The organism is Frankia sp. QA3, assembly GCF_000262465.1.
In the GTDB taxonomy this organism is placed as follows: Bacteria; Actinomycetota; Actinomycetes; order Frankiales; family Frankiaceae; genus Frankia.
Genome location: NZ_CM001489.1, coordinates 2,551,193 through 2,567,786, shown reverse-complemented (window position 1 = coordinate 2,567,786; position 16,594 = coordinate 2,551,193). Strand labels below are relative to the sequence as shown.

The following is a 16,594-nucleotide window of genomic DNA, read 5'->3' as shown; positions in this document are numbered from 1 at the left end:
GCGAGCAGTTTCGGGCAGCTCTCGACCCGCTACCCGAAGGTCACCGGATCACCAGAACGACGCGCCCAACGGGACCTCGTTGCCGACGGCGAAGTAGTCGTGCCATGTGACCGAGGTGCCGACAAATCGGGAGCCGTTACTGAGGGCCACGAATACGTTCGCGGCCATGAGGCCGAGTAGCGCGTCCAAGCGTCACAACCAGTTGGTCAAGATCCTCGCGGTCGCGTTTGGAGGCTGCTGTCGGGCCGGCCTGGAACGCGGACTTCGACGTCGACGTCCGGCTTAAGGATGTGCCGCTGACCAGTCGGTGTCCGGACGTCGTCGTCTACCGTGCCCACGCCCTCGACATCGTGCACTATAGCCGACGCCTACTGGGCGAGCGATCGCTTCCCAGAGCGGCTGTCGGCGCCTGGGGGTGCGGTGGGATCAGTGGCCGTTGGAAGGCAACCGGCATGACCGAGACTCAGCCCGCAGGTCGAGGTCGATCTGCCTCAGCCTGGAAGGACATTGATATTCTTCCCGCGAGTCCGCTGATGCGGGAGCTGGTCGGGACGACCACCGGCGCAAGCACGTGCGGCGAGGTGCCGGTCCCGCTGCTGTCCGGCCTCGGAGTGGATGATGGCTCGGCGTTCGCGATCGGGACGATGAGATGGCCAAAGTTGATGTCAACTAGGCCCGCAGGAAACCTTCAGTAGTGTTCCAGTCCTTTCCAGATCTTTTCTCTCGGCAGTCCTTCGGAACGTTTGGCGAGGTGCTCGAAGAATCTAAAATAACCGATCGGTCTTTCTCTGTCCCGTTCCGCCATGATGTACGGCCGGAGCGCCTCCCAGCTGTTTAGTATGGCGAAATGCTGGATTGCCATCACGAATTTCTCGTCCACCACTCCGTACTTGACCAGGCAGGCGATCGAGTTGAAGAAGTACGCTACGTCAAGTGACTTCTTGCGCACCGGCTCGGGAAGCCCTGCCAGTCCTTGGGACGGGCTGTGCGAACCGAGTTCGTCTCGCACGCACGCATAGGAATCCTGAAAATCTGGCGTCCGATACCACTGAATGATGTCGACGGCCAGCGGTAGATGGTTTGCCTGGCGAGCATACCGCGCCTGCCGTACTGAGACGACAACGGCAAGGAAGGACAGTATGAGTGCCGTAATGCTGAGCGCAATCATGATCTGATCATGGCATGACGGTGGGAAGGGGCGCCTCGGCGGGTCGCGTGGAACCAGCTCGGTCGGGTCGCTCGCGTTGTCTCAGCGTTGGTCGAGGGCTTGTTCGAGCGGCGGGATGACCGTGTCGGTGTCCGCGCCGGCGAGTGCTGCGAGGACCCGAACCAGCACGCCACCGGCAGGCCGCCGGTCTCGGCGATCAGCGGGTATCGGGTCTACGCCCGATGCCTACGGGTGATGGCAGAACGGGCGTCAGCACCACGTGGATGATCGTTCCTGCCTGGCTGCGACGTCAGCGCTTGGCGAGCAGGTGCGCAGGGGGAGGGCCGAAGCGTCCGCGGAGGAAGTCGAACAGCGCGCGCAGGCGCCCTTCGAGGTTCCAGTAGGGGCCGCGCCGGGCCGGTACGACTGCGCCTGAGGCGAGGTGCCACAGCGCGATGCAGAGACGGATGAACGCGTGGTAGCGGCCGGAGTGCTCCCGCACGAGCAGCAGGGTGTTGCGAAGTTGCAGGTAGTCGATCGCTGCGGAGGTCGAGCTGATGTGCGGGTTGGTGACCATCGCGCCCCGCACGAGTCCGGATTCCCAACCGGCGGACCTCGCCCGCAGCGCAAGGTCCGCCTCCTCGCAGTACGCGAAGTAGCGCTCGTCGAAGATCCCGACCTCGTCGAGGCACGCGCGCCGAGCGAACATCAGCGTGCCGTGTGGGTGGCCGGCCGGCTCCCAGCCTTCGTCGACGCTCGCCGGCACGAGGATCCCGCCGAAGTAGGGGTCGATGACCGGCGTCGCCGCGTCGCCGACGTCGGCGCACGCCAACCCCGCGCGTGGCTGCTCCGCCAGCACGCTCAGCATGTGGCTCAGGCATGTGACCTCGGGCAGCGCGTCGTGCGGCGCGAGCACCACCCACTCGCCCGCGTCCTCATCGGCGAGGAACGCCCGGTAGCCGACGTTGGCCGCCGGTCCGAACCCCAGGTTGGCGCCGGCCAGCACGACCGCGACGTCGGCGGCCTCGACCGGCGGCACGACCGCTGATCCGTTGTCGACGATCGTGATCGCGACAGGAACGTCCTGCGCGCGGAACGCGTCGATCGTGTCGACGAGTCGCTTCGGCTGATCACGGTGAACGATGACGACCGAGAGAGGCTGCACGAATCCAGTGCTACACCAGCGCCACCGAGAAGCGAGGTTCACCCGCGAGCTGGGCACGGCGACGGCCGCCAGGGGACCGGCCGCCGCCGTGCCGGCGACGACCGTCAGCAGGTGACGGTCAGGTGGAACGGCAGAACCGCCTTGGTGAGGTCGCTGTTGCGCATCGCCACGAAGACGCCGTTGGCCTTCCCGGCGCGCTGCGACGCGGTGATGAACCCGGGCGGCGGCACGTCGTTCGCCTTGCCGCCGATGGTCGCCGTGTAGGCGCAACCTCGGATGTCCCGGTCGAACAGCACCTCGACGTTCTGCGCGCTGGTGAGACCGGCGGTGACGCCCAGGCTGCCGCGGACCACCTGGCCGAACTGGTCGATCACGGCGAAGCGGGGGGCGTCGACGGGCAGCGCGCTGGCCGCCGGCGCGTTCGACGTGCGCGGCGACGACTCCCCGGTGTTGTCCGCCTGGGAGTCGGCGGCGAGCGCCGTCCCCCCGAGGGCTCCGGTCACGGCCAGCGCGGTCGCGGCGACGAACAGACGGGAGCGGGTGACGATGGAACGAGACATCTCGGTCGACCTCTTTCGAAATGGGCCACGCCGCACTCGTCGAAGCGTGGCCGCCTGAATGTGTCGACCTCACCGAACCAGTTCGGTGGGCCACCGAGGAATACGCACTTCTGCGTAGCCGGGGCCCGAGTCCCACGGCGACCAGGAATCATTGTGTCTTCTGGCGGACAACCGCGTCCCCAGGCTAGCCGTGTATGGAATCCTCGCGCAAGGAACCGCGTGCGCTCGCGGGCGCAGGAGGAGGTGTGGATATGCCGGCGGAAGCCACCAAGAAGGACTTGCGAGATATTCTGGAGCTGGTGGGCGTCCTACACGCAGACACTGTGGGCGGCGAGATGCCGACTCCGGTGCTGGCGCGGCTGGCGGCCATGGTCGGCTGCGACTCGGCGTCCTACTGCCGGGTTGACCACGCCAGCCGGCGGCTGCTGGCGACCGTCGTCGAGCCGGCGAGCACCGACCTCAGCGAGTCGGCCGCCTTCGCCGCGGTGCTCGGGCAGCATCCGGCGTTCGTCGCCCACCGGGAACGACGGCTGCCCACCGGCAGCTCCGTGGCTCTGACGGACCTCGTGGACCTCCGCACCCTGCGCAGCCTGCCGATCTACGCCGACTTCTACCGGCCACGCCAGACCCATGACCAGCTGCTGAACATCGTGACGGTCGGCCGCCACCAGGGCACGCTGCTCGTCTTCAACCGGTCACGACGAGGGTTCTCCGGGCGGGCCCGGGAGCTGCTCGATCTCGTCTCGCCTCTGGTCTGCCAGGCGATCGTGCACCGGGAGCGGCTCACCCGGCTGACCTGCGCGCTGCGGGATGCCCAGCGCCACGCCTCGGCGTCGGAGCGGGCTGCCGGCCGCCTGTCGGGGCTGACCCCCCGGGAACGTGAGGTGGTGGCTCGCCTCGTCGACGGGATCGGTGACCGCGAGATCGCCCGCGCCCTGGGAATCAGCCCGCGCACCGTGAACAAACACCTTGAGCAGATCTATCGCAAGCTGGGCCTGCAGAGCCGGGCCGCCGTGGTCGCCATGATGCGAGGGGCACAGCCGGTCCCGGAATCAGCGGCCGAACACCACGCCCCTGCGACGGCCGGCGTCACCAGAATTGCGGCGCAGAGAAGATCATGATTCGCGGCCGGCTCCGTCGCCCTGCCGGCCGCGATGCACCGGAGCCGATCGCGGTAGAGATTAACGAGGAATTCCCTACCTGCGTTCATGAGCTCACCGGACAGGGCGGCCGGTGGTGGAGTAATGGTTCGAGTCCCCCGGGCCGCACCTTTCCGCCCGGCCGGTCCGGTCGAGGAGCCGACTGGGTGTAACAGGCCAGGTCCGGACGGTCAGGGCTGGCGGTCGCGCGCTGTGACCTGGGAAATGCGTGGGTGGACCGGTCTTTCACGGTCGGCACCAGGGCGAATACGAACATTCCGCACCGGTTGGGGTGTCCGGACCGTGCGGCCGGCTTCGGAGCAGGATGTGTCCGGACGTGGCTTTTCCGGAGCAGGCGAGGAGATCGGTGTGGACGGTGATCAGCCGGTGAGCGAGGGTCGATCCTCCGGTGTCCAGGCGGAGCGGGCGATCCGGGTCACCACGGTGGTCGCGGTGGCGACGGTGGCGGTGGTGGCGGCCTTCGTGTCCTATCGGCACATGCGCGGGGTCGCGATTGCGCACGGGGAGGACCCGATGACCGCGGCGGTGCTGCCGTTCAGCGTGGACGGGCTGATCGTGGCCGCGTCGATGGCGATGCTGGCGGACCGCCGCGCCGGGCGGAACCGGGCCTGGCTGCCCTACGTCCTGCTGGCGCTGGGGGCCTGCGCGTCGCTGGTCGCGAACGTGCTGCACGCCGAACCCACGTTCACCGCCCGGATCATCGCCGGTTGGCCGCCGCTGGCCCTGCTCGGTTCCTATGAGCTGCTCATGCGTCAGATCCACCCGGCCGCACGCCGGACCGCCGACGATCCGGTCACCACCGTCCTACCGATCCCGCTGCAACGCGGCCCGACGCCCGCCGCTACCGCCACCGCCGCTATGACCACCACGGCGGCGCCCCCGCCCGCCCCGGCGCCAGACGCGGCTGACTACCCGAGCCGGACCGACAGCCGTGGACCTTCGTCCCGGGCGGACGACGACACCGATCGGGGGGACACCGATCGGGGGGACACCGATGGGGGGGACACCGATCAGGCGGGTACCGACCGGCCGGATGCCGCGCCGCCCGCCGGGCTGGACGGCGCGGCGGACCCGGCCGCGAAACGTGAGGCGATCGTGCGCACCCTGGACCAGACCGGCGGGTCGGTCACCGAGACGGTCGCGGTGCTCGCCGCCCAGGGCATCACGGTCAGCAAGAGCTGGGTCTACCAGGTCCGTAGGAACACCCCGTACGCCGACGTCAACACCGGCCCGTCCGCCCGGCCCGCGCACCGGCCCGCCGTCCGCGGACGGCGCCGCGGCATGGCTTCCGAGCGGACCCTCGTCCCCAACCACAGCCAGTAGCCGACCCCGAAGGCCGTCACAGTCAGGGACGTCGAGGAGCTGCTCGCCGAGCGTCGAACCTCGGCTACGGCTGGCGAGGGCGTTCGTCGAGCTTGCCACCGCCGTCCGATCACGACACCGGCGAGGTCAGGCGCGCCGCAGCTCCGGACAACGCAACAGACCCGACTGTGCTGAGGCTGCGCACCTCCGGACGACCTGTTGCGTGTGCACATCGGGGACACCACTTCGCCCCCATTCGCCTGCTGGGGCGCCGGAATGCCGGTTGGCCTGACCCTGGAAGGAAGAATATGGGTGTGTGCTTGGCCATTGCCCGGATCAGATGATTCACGATGCTCGTCTCGTCCGCCGAGAAAGGGAAGGAGGCCGTCATGGCGAGAATCGGTCGGCAGAGTGTGATCGCGGGTGTGTCGACGCTGGTCGGTGTGCTGGTCGGGGTGATCGCGGGTTTCGTCTCCGGTGGGTTCCACTGGGCGGCGTTCGTGTGCCTGGTGGGGACCGCCGTCATCTGGGCGCTGCTGGAGGCTTGGCGGGCCGGCGGTGGCGCGCGGGACCGCCGGTCCCGCAGGGTGTCGACGTCGGTGCGGGGGACCGGGGGAGGGGCGGTCCAGGGCTCGCCCATCACGGTGGGTTCACGAGCGCAGGACGTGACCGCGACGGTGCGGGCCGGCGGACGGGGACGTGTCACGCGCTCCGGGATGAGGATCCTCGGGCGTGGCCGCATCCGCTCCCAGGTGCTTGCGGGTCGGGGTGGCACGGTGGAGGACTCGCCGACCACCATCGAATGACCGTCATCCGGTCGTCCGCGTGATGAGCGTGTCTGGCCCGGCCGGGGCGTTCACCGATCGGACAGTCGAGATCGGGTATTTCCGGCGGCTGCTGGACCCGGCGGACGACCTGCAGGTGCTGGTGTTCTTCGGCGGTCCGCTCATCGGCAAGAGCGCGCTGCTGGTGCACCTGTCCGATCTGGTGCAGCGCCGGCTGATGGTCGACCTGACCGATCCGACCTACAACAGGAGCGACGACGACCCGGCGCTGCGCCTGCTGGAGGTTCTGGCTGACCAGATCGAGCGTCAGGCCGGGAGGCCGCTGTCCCGATACCGGCATCAGAGGTCGGTGCGCCCGAAGGCGGAGCGACTACCGCGGATCAGCGTACGCAGCCGCGTCATCGCGCTGTTCGGCGGCCGCATCGAGCGAAGCCCACTGAGCATCGTCGTGGGAAGCAACGAGTTCCTGTTCCACGTACGGCGGCTACGGCGCGAGCGCATGACCCAGGCGTTCTCCGCCGACCTTGCAGAGCTCCGCCTGCCGGAGACCTGCGTCTTCTTTGACGTCGCGGAACGCATGTCCCGGTTCGACGGCCCGGTGCCGCGGGAGACCCGGGAACCCGACGCCGGGGACTGGGGCGGGTTCCGGCTGAGCGGTCACTGGCTGTCCACGGACCTCCTCCGCTGTCTCCTCCTCGCCGACGTGAAGGTCGTCTTCGCCGGGCAGGGGGACGTCGCGCTCCCCAGGGAGGTTCGGGCCCTGCATGCCGCGGTGGAGCCGTGGCGCTCCGGGGACACCGCCGCGTTCCTCTCGTCCCGCCGTCTCGGGCCGGTGGACATTCGTCAGGTGGCGGCGACCTCGCAGGGAATCCCGGGCTGGGCGGCCGCGCTGGCGGACCTTGTGCAGGGTTCCGGCCGGCCGCTGCGCATCGAGGACCTCGAAGAACGCACGCCTGAGGGGATATGGACGGGCCTGTTGAGCGAGCACATCCCGGTCCGGCTCCGACAGGCCATCTACGCGGCGGCGGTCCCTCGCCGGATCGTGCACGATGAGCTGCTGAGGACGTTGCTGGAGGTGCTTGCGGAGGAATCTGGTGCGCCAACGGCCGGCCGGGTCGGACGCAGCATGTCCGATGCCGAACTCCAGCGCACGAGGGACGCGCTGCGCTCGCTGTCGTTCGTGCAGCGGTCGCCCTCTGGCGACGCGACGGGCGAGCCGGCGTGGTACGTGCATTCCATGATTCGCGGCAGTGTGCTCAACCACCTGCGCGGCCAGCCCGCATGGGACGCGCTGCACCGTGCGGCCGCGGAGTACTTCGCCCGTACGGGATCCTTCGACGCGGAGCTGTACCACCGGTTCGCCTGCAACGACTTCCAGCGCAGCGACGAATGGCTCGCACGCCTGGACGCGGCCTACCGGGGCGGTGACATCCAGGAGGCCCTGCTGTTGGTGGATGCCGTACTGGCCCCGGAACAGCGCGGCGGGCTGCGTCGTCACCGCCCGGCCCTGCTACAGGCCGGTTACCAGTACGGCGCCGACCTGGCCCGCATCCAGGGCAGAATCGACGATGCCCATCGGTTCGCCAGCAGCGCCCAGTCGATGGCCAGACTTCGGGCCGACCATCGGGCTCTCGGCCGTTCCCTGCTCGAAACCGCGACCCGCACGATGCGCCACGGAAGCCTCCGTGACGCGGAGGACCTCCTTAACGAGGCGCGAGAGTCACTCGAACGTTCCGGCGATCCCGCCGAGGAGATTCCGTGGTATCGCCGGCTCGGTGAACTGGCGACGGCGCGCGGTGACCTCGCCGCGGCGAAAGCCGCCTTCGACCGCTGCCTCACCCTGGTCGACGAGGGTCTCGGGCTGGGGTACGCCGTGCATGGCCTCGGCGCCGTCGAGCTGATCGCGGGTGATCTCGCGGAGGCGGGCCGTCGGCTCGGCCAGGCTCGGGATATCTTCGAGGCGAGCGGTAACATCTATGCCCGCGCTCTCGGGGAACGCACGCACGGTGAGCTGGCGTCGCTGCGTGGCGAGCGCCGCGCCGCGGAACGTCGCTTCGGGACCGCCTTGGCGATGTATCCGCAGACGGATGTCCTGGGGCGGGCCGCCACCAGCCGCGCCCGTGCCGAGCTGCACCTCCGCTACCAGGAACGGCGGTCGGCGCATGAGCTGTCCGGACCGGTTCTCGACGACTTCCGGCGTAAGGACCTGCCGCTCGGCGTGGCCGACACACTGCGGCTGCGGGCCTGCATCGCAGTAGAGGAAGGGAGGCTGGCAGACGCTGCCGCCGAGTTGGACGAGGCATTCCTGATCTACACGCAGGCGGGCTGCCCGCTCGGTGCGGCGCGCGCCGAGGCGGTGCGGGGACGCGTCGCCCTGGCCTCCGGCGAGCCCGCGGAGGCAGGGACGGTGTTCCAGACTGCGGGCGAGAAACTCGACGCCCTGGGCGCGACGCTGGACGGATCCCTCGTGCTGCGCTGGCTCGCTGCGGCACGGACCGCGAGCGGCCATCCACAGGAAGCCGAGCAGATCCTCCGGACTGCCCTCGCCCGGCACACCGCGGCCGGCCTGCCCGTGGAGAGCGCGGACACACTATGTGATCTTGTCGAGGCCCGTCTGCGACGCCGGGAGACCGCCCAGGCCCGGCGGCTGCTCACCCGGGCAGCGCGACTATGCGAGCAGGCTGACTACGCCGTAGGACTGCGCCGGGTCGAAGGACTGCGGGACACGATCTGAAGGGACCAGGGCCTGACGAGAGGGACGCGAGCGATCTGTCGCGCGCCTGCCGCCGTGAGCGCGGCGCCCGCTGGCGACGTCCGCCCGCGGACCGCCAGGCCCTGCTGGTGCTCGCGCATCTGCGCTGCGGGCAAGCTCCACCACCCGCATCACCAGCCTCGTCCACGCCGCAGGCCCCGGCTCCCCAGACGCAACAGCCCCGGTGTGGGTGTGGAACACGAAGGTTCCGTCACGGCTCGTCGAGCGTGGCCTTCAGCCGCACCCGACCAGCCCGGAAGGAACACTCCCAGAGTCCTCCCTCGAACTGAAAAAGGAGTGTTCGCCCCGACGATGTAGTCGAATCCTTCGATCAGATCCCGGTTTTCTACAGGTTCATCCGCATGTTGTATGATCTTCAGGTCGGACGTGCCAATAAAGGTCGGATCAATAGTCGCCGTCGCGCGTGGATTCGGTATGTCCGGCAGTTTTGTCACTTTGATAAGAAAATAAACAAGAGTTCCTTACCCGTCGTGGTCGTGGATGGCTCTCCTCGCCGGGTGGGCCGGGACCCAGGGGAGTGGGCTACGTCCTCGCGGTTGCCCGCGACCGGACGGTGTCCGACCGAGTGCGGCCGATTCCGGGTGGACACGCCGGCGGGTATGGTTCCCGTGGGCACGTGGGAGACCTTCTCCGCGGCGGACGGTACGAAAGACGCCCGGTTGTACGACTGGGCTCTGGTCGCGAGCACGGTCGTCCCCGAGAAACCCGTCAGCCACGTCAGGTCCTGATCCGCCGGGCATCGAAGTGCCGGGTCGTCAGGGCCGTCCGGCGTCGGCGCGGGATCGCAGCCATTCACCGATCGTGCTCAGCGCCAGGATGGTCAGAACGAGCGCGCCTGCCGGAACGAAGACCAGGTGGGGGCTCGCCTGCAGGTAGCCGCGTCCTTCCGCGATCATGTTGCCCCAGCTTGGGCGGGGCACCGGCACCCCCAGCCCGAGGAAGCTCAGGGATGCCTCCACGATCACGAGCACCGCCATGATCGCTGCCGCGTACGCCAGGACCGGCGGCGCGACGGCGGGCAGGATCTCGCGGCTGAGCAGGGTCCGGTTCCTGGCGCCGAGACCGCGCGCGGCGAGGACGAACTCCGCCTCGGCCACCCGCAGCGTGCCGGCGCGGGCAAGGCGGGCGAACGGTGGAAAGGCGATGATCGACAGCCCGAGCACGATCGTGCGCAGCCCGGGGCGCAGCACGGCGCCGAGGGCGAGCAGCAGGATGAGCCCGGGAAAGGCCAGCACGGTGTCGAAGAACAGCCCGAGCAGGTGGTCGATCGTTCCCCGGAAGTAGCCGGCGAGAATGCCGAGGGCGAGCCCGATCACCAACGCGATGCCGACGGAGGCGCCGGCCGCGGCGAGTGAGACGCGGGCGCCGTACACCACCCGGGACAGCAGGTCGCGGCCGAACGCGTCGGTGCCCAGGGGATGGGACCACAGTTCGAACGGCGGTACCCGAAGGCCGGCTCCGGCGTCGACGTCGGGATCGGTGAGGGGCAGCAGCGGTGCGACCAGGGCGGCGAGCGTGACGGCGACGAGCCACACCACGGCCACGACGAGGCCGACCGGCACGTGGCGGTCGGATCTGGCCGGAGGTCCTCCGGATCCGGCGGTGGTCACCGCCCGGTCCTGGTGCGTGGGTCGAGGACGCCGTGGAGCAGGTCGGCGCAGAAGTTGACGGTCAGCACGACGACGGCGATGAAGGCGACGACGCCCTGCACGACCACCAGATCCTTGTTGGTGATGGCGTCCAGCAGCAGCGTCCCGAGGCCGGGCAGGACGAAGATGCTCTCCACGATGACCGTTCCGCCGAGCAGCCGGGCCAGCGTCAGCGCCGAGAGCGTCAGCAACGACAACGACGACGGCCGCAGCGCGTGCTTCCACAGGACGGTGCGGTGGGGAAGTCCCTTGGATCGGGCGAGGGCGATGAAGTCCTGACGCAGGGTTTCGATGAGTTCACTGCGCAGGACCCGAAGCAGGATGATGCCTTCGGCCAGGGCGACCGAGAACACCGGGAGCACGACGCCGCGCAGGTTGCGGAACGGATCATCGTCCAGCGGCGTCCAACCCAGGATCGGGAACATCCGCAGACGGTAGGCGAACAGATAGACGAACAGCATCGCGATGACGAACGAGGGCAGGGAGATCGCCGAGGAGGCGAGCGCGGCGACGACGCGGTCGAATCGTGATCCGGCGCGTTGCGCCGTGGCGACGGCGAGCGGGACGGCGATCGCGAGCGCGACCACCGTGGCCAGGACGGCCAGCTCCACGGTCACCGGAAGACGCTGGCGGATCGCGGCGAGGACCGGCTGGCCGGTAAGGTACGACGCGCCGAGGTCACCGTGGAGGACACCCGCGAGCCAGCGGCCGTAACGCACCGGGATCGGATCGTCGAAGTGGTACTTCGTGTTGATCGCCTGGATGACCTCTGGCGCGGTGTTGTCGCCCGCCATGAACACGGCCGGCGAGCCCGGGGTCAGTTCCAGCATCAGCGTGGTCGTGAAGGTCACGAGCAGGAAGGTGGCGCCGAAGCGGGTGAGCCGCAGGGCGATACGCCGCCCGCTCACCTCGGTGTGTCCACGGCGACGGCCACCGGCTGCGTGACCCCCTCCGGTTCGACCGGGTGGTGGCAGGCGACGAAGTGGGCGGGTTCGATCTCCCGCAGTTGCGGGAGCTGCTCGGCGCACCGCCGACTCGCCCGGGGGCAGCGGGTGCGAAACCGGCAGCCCGAGGGCGGGGCGAGTGGGGAGGGCTGCTGCCACGGCCGCGGGTCCGCCCGGTCGGGAGGTACACCGTCTCGCGCGTCGAGGCCGGGCACCGCCGCCACCAACGCCCTGGTGTAGGGATGGCGGGCCCGCCGGTACAACACGTCCGGCGGGGCGACCTCGCACAACCTGCCCAGATACATCACGACCACCCGGTCGCTGATGTGCCCGACCACCGCCAGATCGTGCGAGATGAAGATCATCGACAGGTGGTACTGCGTCCGCAGCTCGACGAGCAGGTTGAGGATCTGGGCCTGGACCGAGACGTCCAGCGAGGACACCGGCTCGTCGCAGACGAGGACCTGCGGGCGCAGCACGAGGGCGCGCGCAATGCTCAGCCGCTGGCACTGGCCGCCCGACAGGTGCGTCCGCCGCCTGCGCGCGCGGGGGTCGTAGCGCAGGCCCACGGCTTCCATGGCCTCTGCCACCCTGGCCGCGCGTTGTCTGGCGTCGCCCTGACGCCAGATCCGCAGCCCGGCTCCGACGATGTCCTCCACCCGGTGACCGGGGTTGAGGGAGGAGATCGGGTCCTGGAACACCATCTGCAGCCGCGGCCTGGCCCGCCGCAGCTCGTCACGGTCGAGGCCGGCCAGGTCGCGCCCGGCCAGGTGCACCGTGCCCGAGGTGGGGCGCAGATGTTGGGCGATCACGCGCGCCGTCGTCGACTTTCCACAGCCGGACTCGCCGACCAGCCCCACGGTCTCGCCGGGACGAAGGTCGACGCTCACGTCGGAGACGGCGTGCACCTTCCGCCCGCCGGCGGCCGGAAACTCCACCACGAGGTGTTCGGCTCGCAGGAGCGCATCCGTCCGCAGATGGGCGGTCCCGGTACCAGCCATCTAGTCCCGCCTCCGGGTCGTCGTCGGGATCGGCGCCTCGTGGACATGCGCCTCATGGGCCGGTGCCTCGTGGGCCGGTGCCTCGTGGGCCGGTGCCTCGTGGACCGGTGCCTCGTGGACCGGATGCCAGCAGGCGAAGCGGTGTCCCGGCGTGGACGCCTCGCGCAGCGGCGGCTCGTCGACGACACAGCGGCTGCTCGCCCGGTCGCAGCGGGACGCGAAACGACAGCCCGGCGGGGGATCCAGCAGTCCCGGGGGCTGGCCGGGGATCGTCCGCAACGGCCGGCGCGGGCCGGCGTCGAAGCGCGGGACCGACCGCAGCAGGGCCTCGGTGTAGGGCATGTGCGGGCGTCGCAGGACCACTGCGGTGGGACCCTCTTCGACGATCTTCCCCCCGTACATCACCGCTATCCGGGTCGTGCGGGTCGCCACCACGCCCAGGTCGTGGGTCACCAGCACCACCGCCATCGACCGCTCGCGCTGCATCTCGGCCAGCAGGTCGAGGATCTGGGCCTGCACCGTCACGTCGAGCGCTGTCGTGGGTTCGTCGGCCAACAGCACCGTCGGTCCGCAGGCCAGCGCGATCGCGATCGTCACCCGCTGGCGCATCCCGCCGGACAGCTCGGCGGGGTAGCGGCGCAGGATGGTGTCCGGATCGGGCAGCCGCATCGCGGCGAGCAGCTCCCGGGCGGCCAGCCGGGCCTGGCGGCGCGACAGCGACCGGTGCAGCCGCAGCCCCTCGGTGAGCTGTGCGCCGACGCGCATCACCGGGTTGAGTGAGGTCATCGGGTCCTGGAACACCATCGCCAGCTCGGCCCCGAGGACCGACCGCAGCTGCGCCGCGGACAGGGTCACGAGATCGCGGCCGTCGAGGTGAACCTCGCCGGTACGCACCGTCCGGGTCGCCAGCGGCAGCCCCGCGATCGCGCGGGTCAGCGTCGTCTTACCGCTTCCCGACTCGCCGACGATCCCGAGGGTCTGTCCCTGGTCGACGGCGAGGCTGACGCCGTCGACCGCACGCACGGCTCCGCGCCCGGTGAGGTACCACAACCGCAGGTCACGGACATCGAGAATCGGATCGCTCATAGGGTCTGGTGCGGCTCGATCGTGACGAGCCATTTGGTGATGTCGGCGCCTGCCTGGTGGCGTTCGAGCAGGTCGACGGCGTCGTTGATGGCCGTCAGCGGGTAGCGGTGGGTCAGCAGCGGGGTCGGATCGAGGCGGCGGGCCTGCAGGTGCGCCAGGATCTCCAGCATGTCGCGGCGGCTGTGCCCGCGTTCGCCCAGCAGCCGGTACTGGGAGACGGGCATGGCGTGGGCGTAGTCGAATGACAGGTTCTCGCTGCCGTCGCCGCCGTACATCACCGCGGCGGACCCGCTCGCCAGGCCGAACAGCGCCTGCGTGGTGATGGTGTGCCCGGCGGGCAGGAAGTCCAGCAGCGCGTCGGCACCCTGGCCGCCGGTGGTGTCCCGGATGGCCCGGGTCAGGCCGCCGCCGTCCGCCCAGTCGGCTGGCAGCTCCTCCAACGCGAGCGGCTCGACGATGTCGGGCGCCAGCGTGCGCAGGGCCTCCAGGCGGCGGGCCGAACGGCCCACGGCGATCAACCGCCGCACGCCGAACGTCGTCGCCGCCAGGACGGCGGCCGCCCCGCTGCCGCCGGTGGCCCCGGTCAGCACCACGGTCGCGTCGAGCGGCAGCCGCGCGCTGCTCAGCGAATGGTAGGAGACGCCGAGCAGGCCGAGCCCGGCGGCCACGGTGAACGGGATGTGGTCGGGGACCCGGTTGAGGGCGTCCGCCGGTACCCGCCAGTACTGCGCCAGGCTGCCCCAGGAGTACTGGGCGTAGCGGCGCAGGGCTCCTTCGCTGGCGGTGGGCCCCGGATGGGAGGCGATCACCACGACGCCCTCCCGGCAGGACACCCGCCGGTCGGCGATGCACTCGGCGCATCGTCCGCACGACAGGGTGGGATCGACGTGCACCCGCTCGCCGACCTCGACCCCGAAGGCGTGCCGGCCGACGGCGGCGACCGTGCCGGCCGCGTGAATGCCCAGCACGCCGGGCAGCCGGAAGAAGTGGGTGAAACGCCGCCAGCGCAGGAGGGTGGCGTAGTTGATCGCGGCGCCCTCGACGCGGACCAGCACGTCGCCGTCACCGATTTCGGGCAGCGGAACCTCCTCGAGGCGGAAGCGCTGCTCGCCCTCGTAGGAGACCGCGGCGAGCATGGTGCCGCCCGGGTCGACCAGCGCCGGCCGGGCCGGTGCGGGGGCGGTCGGCTGCCGGAGGGTTTCGGGTCGGCCGGTGGCCGGCGCGGGCGCGGCGGGCGCGGCCGTGGCGGGCTGAGTAGTCAACGGTTCACCGTTTCGAAGAGGTGGTAGGAGGGATCGGTCCGGTCTCGCCGGCTCGTGCGGTCGAGGTCGTAACCGCCGGGCGGCAGCGGCTGCCACCAGCCGGGGATGCTGCGGCGGTACCGGATGCGCCAGACGCCGTCCCGGCGCTCGAACAGGTCCAGGCAGCGACCGAAGCTCTGGACGAGCGAGGTGTCGGGGCCGACCGTCGCGGGGATGACGAGCACGGCGTAGTACGTCTCGCAGGACGCCAGGTCGCCGCGCACCTCGACCAGGGGATTGAAGATCAGGTGCTGACTGAAGCCGTGATCGTCCCCGCGCGCGCGTTCGGCGAGGAACGGGACGATCTGCGGGCCCGTCAGCGTCACCTCCTCGCTGCCCCAGACCTTGGTCGTGACCGTGGCGTCGGGGTGGAAGGCCGCGGCGATGGCGTCGACGTCGCCACGGTCCACCCCGCGGCAGTACCGCACGACGGCCTCGTAGATCTCCCAGCGGGCGGTGACGTCCTCGAGGCTGGTCGCCGTGGCGGTGGCGGGTGCCCTGCCGGCGGTGGGTGTGCTGTCGGCTTCGGGGGTGCTGTCGGTGGTGGGCGCGCCGTCGGCTTCGGGGGTGCTGTCGGTGGTGCCGGCCCACTCGAACACGTGGTAGGACGGGTCGCGTCGGTCGCGGGTGCTGACCTCGGCGTCCCAGCGGGTCCCACCGGGAAGCTGCGGCTGGCTCCAGCCGCCGATGGCGCGCCGGCGCAGGATCCGCCACTGGCCGTCCCGACGTTCCAGCACGTCGAGGCAGCGGCTGAAGCCCTGATGGTCGGTGACCGTGCCGTCCGGCTCCTTCCAGGGGGCGATGACGCCGAGCGCGTAGGTCTCGACGGCGGCCCGGTCGCCGCGCACCTGGATGTAGGGGTTCGACAGCCCGTGCAGGACGAAGCTGTCGCCGAAGGCGGCCCTGGCCTTCTCCGCAGTGACGGCGGCGATGGTGCGGCCGTCGAGAGTCACCAGCTCCTCGCCGCCCCAGCTCTTCACGGTCGTGGAGTCGGGGTGGAACACCGAGGCGATCAGATCCTGGTCCCCGCGGTCGACGCCACGGGAATAGCGCAGCACGGTCTCGTAGATCCGCCACTTCTCGGCGAACTCCTCGACGGCGCCGTCGTCGGTGCCCGCGGTGACGGCGTCCCCCGTGTCGGCGTCCCCCGTGTCGGCGTCCCCCGTGTCGAGGACCTGGTAGGACGGGTCGTCACGATCGCGCGATCCGTCGTCGGGACGCCGCCAGTGACCACCGGCGGCCAGCGGCTGGTGCCAACCGTCGATGACCTGACGACGCAGGATCCGCCACCCCCCGCCGCGACGTTCGAACAGGTCCAGGGTGCGGCCGAAGGCAAGCTCGACCCCGTCGGGGCCGGGCTGACGTGGCACGGCCAGCTCCAGGTAGGCGGTGTCGCACGTGGCCCGGTCGCCGCGCACGTCGATGACGGGATTGAAGGCCAGGTGCAGGCTGAGCGAGCCCGCCCGCTGCGGGGTGTCGCGGGTCAGCACGGCGGGGATCTCGGCGCCCGTGAGCGTGGCCACCTCCGTTCCTCGGGCCTTGGTGGCCACCGCGTCCGGATGGAAGCCGGAGGCGACGAGTGCATGGTCGGTCCGGTCGACGCCGCGGCAGACCCGCACGATGGTCTCGTAGATCCGCCACCGGTCCGCGGCCGCTCGCAGGTCCGTCAACTCCGCTCCCTCGTTGTCTCGTCCGCCATTCCTGGTCCCGTCATCTCCTGA

At 70.4% G+C, this 16,594-nt stretch carries 13 protein-coding genes and 1 pseudogene; 5 read left to right on the top strand and 9 right to left on the bottom strand.

All coding sequences use genetic code 11. The features are described from left to right. Positions 1 to 178: 178 nt before the first annotated feature. A pseudogene (locus FRAQA3DRAFT_RS37060) lies at positions 179 to 350 on the top strand (Uma2 family endonuclease); the annotation flags it as partial. A 338-nt stretch (positions 351 to 688) separates the two neighbouring features. Here the strand turns inward: FRAQA3DRAFT_RS37060 and FRAQA3DRAFT_RS32915 are convergent. From FRAQA3DRAFT_RS32915 to FRAQA3DRAFT_RS10450, 3 genes are all read right to left on the bottom strand, one after another. Next, positions 689 to 1,168, bottom strand: a complete 480-nt coding sequence (locus FRAQA3DRAFT_RS32915; RefSeq protein ID WP_009739026.1) for a DUF4760 domain-containing protein — start codon at positions 1,166 to 1,168, stop codon at positions 689 to 691. Positions 1,169 to 1,457: 289 nt separating this feature from the next. Then, on the bottom strand, positions 1,458 to 2,312 hold the full coding sequence (locus FRAQA3DRAFT_RS10455) for a glycosyltransferase family 2 protein (protein ID WP_009739025.1): 855 nt from the start codon (positions 2,310 to 2,312) through the stop codon (positions 1,458 to 1,460). Positions 2,313 to 2,416: 104 nt separating this feature from the next. Beyond that, the gene (locus FRAQA3DRAFT_RS10450; RefSeq protein WP_009739024.1) at positions 2,417 to 2,872 is read right to left on the bottom strand and encodes a hypothetical protein; all 456 of its coding nucleotides are present in this window, start codon (positions 2,870 to 2,872) and stop codon (positions 2,417 to 2,419) included. A gap of 251 nt (positions 2,873 to 3,123) precedes the next feature. Here FRAQA3DRAFT_RS10450 and FRAQA3DRAFT_RS10445 point away from each other — a divergent pair, with 251 nt between their 5' ends. The 4 genes from FRAQA3DRAFT_RS10445 (at position 3,124) to FRAQA3DRAFT_RS10430 (ending at position 8,853) form a co-directional block, all read left to right on the top strand. Further along, positions 3,124 to 3,993 carry a LuxR family transcriptional regulator gene (locus FRAQA3DRAFT_RS10445; RefSeq protein ID WP_009739023.1) on the top strand — a complete coding sequence of 290 codons (870 nt, stop codon included), beginning with the start codon at positions 3,124 to 3,126 and terminating at the stop codon, positions 3,991 to 3,993. A 387-nt stretch (positions 3,994 to 4,380) separates the two neighbouring features. Then, the gene (locus FRAQA3DRAFT_RS10440; protein ID WP_009739022.1) at positions 4,381 to 5,355 is read left to right on the top strand and encodes a DUF2637 domain-containing protein; all 975 of its coding nucleotides are present in this window, start codon (positions 4,381 to 4,383) and stop codon (positions 5,353 to 5,355) included. A 368-nt stretch (positions 5,356 to 5,723) separates the two neighbouring features. Then, positions 5,724 to 6,140 (top strand): hypothetical protein, encoded by a 417-nt coding sequence (locus FRAQA3DRAFT_RS10435; RefSeq protein WP_009739021.1) that lies wholly within the window; start codon positions 5,724 to 5,726, stop codon positions 6,138 to 6,140. Between the two features lie 22 nt (positions 6,141 to 6,162). After that, the gene (locus tag FRAQA3DRAFT_RS10430; RefSeq protein ID WP_009739020.1) at positions 6,163 to 8,853 is read left to right on the top strand and encodes a hypothetical protein; all 2,691 of its coding nucleotides are present in this window, start codon (positions 6,163 to 6,165) and stop codon (positions 8,851 to 8,853) included. A 794-nt stretch (positions 8,854 to 9,647) separates the two neighbouring features. On the opposite strand, the gene FRAQA3DRAFT_RS10425 is transcribed toward FRAQA3DRAFT_RS10430, so the two are convergent. From FRAQA3DRAFT_RS10425 to FRAQA3DRAFT_RS10400, 6 genes are read right to left on the bottom strand one after another with little or no spacing between them, the layout of a single operon-like run. Next, positions 9,648 to 10,502 carry an ABC transporter permease gene (locus FRAQA3DRAFT_RS10425; protein WP_009739019.1) on the bottom strand — a complete coding sequence of 285 codons (855 nt, stop codon included), beginning with the start codon at positions 10,500 to 10,502 and terminating at the stop codon, positions 9,648 to 9,650. Beyond that, the gene (locus tag FRAQA3DRAFT_RS10420; RefSeq protein ID WP_009739018.1) at positions 10,499 to 11,449 is read right to left on the bottom strand and encodes an ABC transporter permease; all 951 of its coding nucleotides are present in this window, start codon (positions 11,447 to 11,449) and stop codon (positions 10,499 to 10,501) included. The genes FRAQA3DRAFT_RS10425 and FRAQA3DRAFT_RS10420 overlap by 4 nt, the downstream gene beginning before the upstream one ends. Next, complete coding sequence (locus tag FRAQA3DRAFT_RS10415; RefSeq protein ID WP_009739017.1) at positions 11,446 to 12,486, bottom strand: ABC transporter ATP-binding protein; 1,041 nt, start codon at positions 12,484 to 12,486, stop codon at positions 11,446 to 11,448. Before FRAQA3DRAFT_RS10415 ends, FRAQA3DRAFT_RS10420 begins: the two co-directional genes overlap by 4 nt. Next, complete coding sequence (locus FRAQA3DRAFT_RS10410; protein WP_009739016.1) at positions 12,487 to 13,572, bottom strand: ABC transporter ATP-binding protein; 1,086 nt, start codon at positions 13,570 to 13,572, stop codon at positions 12,487 to 12,489. After that, positions 13,569 to 14,834 (bottom strand): zinc-binding dehydrogenase, encoded by a 1,266-nt coding sequence (locus FRAQA3DRAFT_RS10405; protein ID WP_051054254.1) that lies wholly within the window; start codon positions 14,832 to 14,834, stop codon positions 13,569 to 13,571. The genes FRAQA3DRAFT_RS10410 and FRAQA3DRAFT_RS10405 overlap by 4 nt, the downstream gene beginning before the upstream one ends. Beyond that, positions 14,831 to 16,543 carry a nuclear transport factor 2 family protein gene (locus FRAQA3DRAFT_RS10400; protein WP_009739014.1) on the bottom strand — a complete coding sequence of 571 codons (1,713 nt, stop codon included), beginning with the start codon at positions 16,541 to 16,543 and terminating at the stop codon, positions 14,831 to 14,833. Before FRAQA3DRAFT_RS10400 ends, FRAQA3DRAFT_RS10405 begins: the two co-directional genes overlap by 4 nt. Positions 16,544 to 16,594 lie beyond the last annotated feature (51 nt).

Coding starts and splice junctions, on each gene's coding strand:
- FRAQA3DRAFT_RS32915 (WP_009739026.1), bottom strand. CDS start 1,168: ATGATTGCGCTCAGCATTACGGCACTCATACTGTCCTTCCTTGCCGTT.
- FRAQA3DRAFT_RS10450 (WP_009739024.1), bottom strand. CDS start 2,872: ATGTCTCGTTCCATCGTCACCCGCTCCCGTCTGTTCGTCGCCGCGACC.
- FRAQA3DRAFT_RS10445 (WP_009739023.1), top strand. CDS start 3,124: ATGCCGGCGGAAGCCACCAAGAAGGACTTGCGAGATATTCTGGAGCTG.
- FRAQA3DRAFT_RS10435 (WP_009739021.1), top strand. CDS start 5,724: ATGGCGAGAATCGGTCGGCAGAGTGTGATCGCGGGTGTGTCGACGCTG.
- FRAQA3DRAFT_RS10430 (WP_009739020.1), top strand. CDS start 6,163: ATGAGCGTGTCTGGCCCGGCCGGGGCGTTCACCGATCGGACAGTCGAG.
- FRAQA3DRAFT_RS10415 (WP_009739017.1), bottom strand. CDS start 12,486: ATGGCTGGTACCGGGACCGCCCATCTGCGGACGGATGCGCTCCTGCGA.
- FRAQA3DRAFT_RS10410 (WP_009739016.1), bottom strand. CDS start 13,572: ATGAGCGATCCGATTCTCGATGTCCGTGACCTGCGGTTGTGGTACCTC.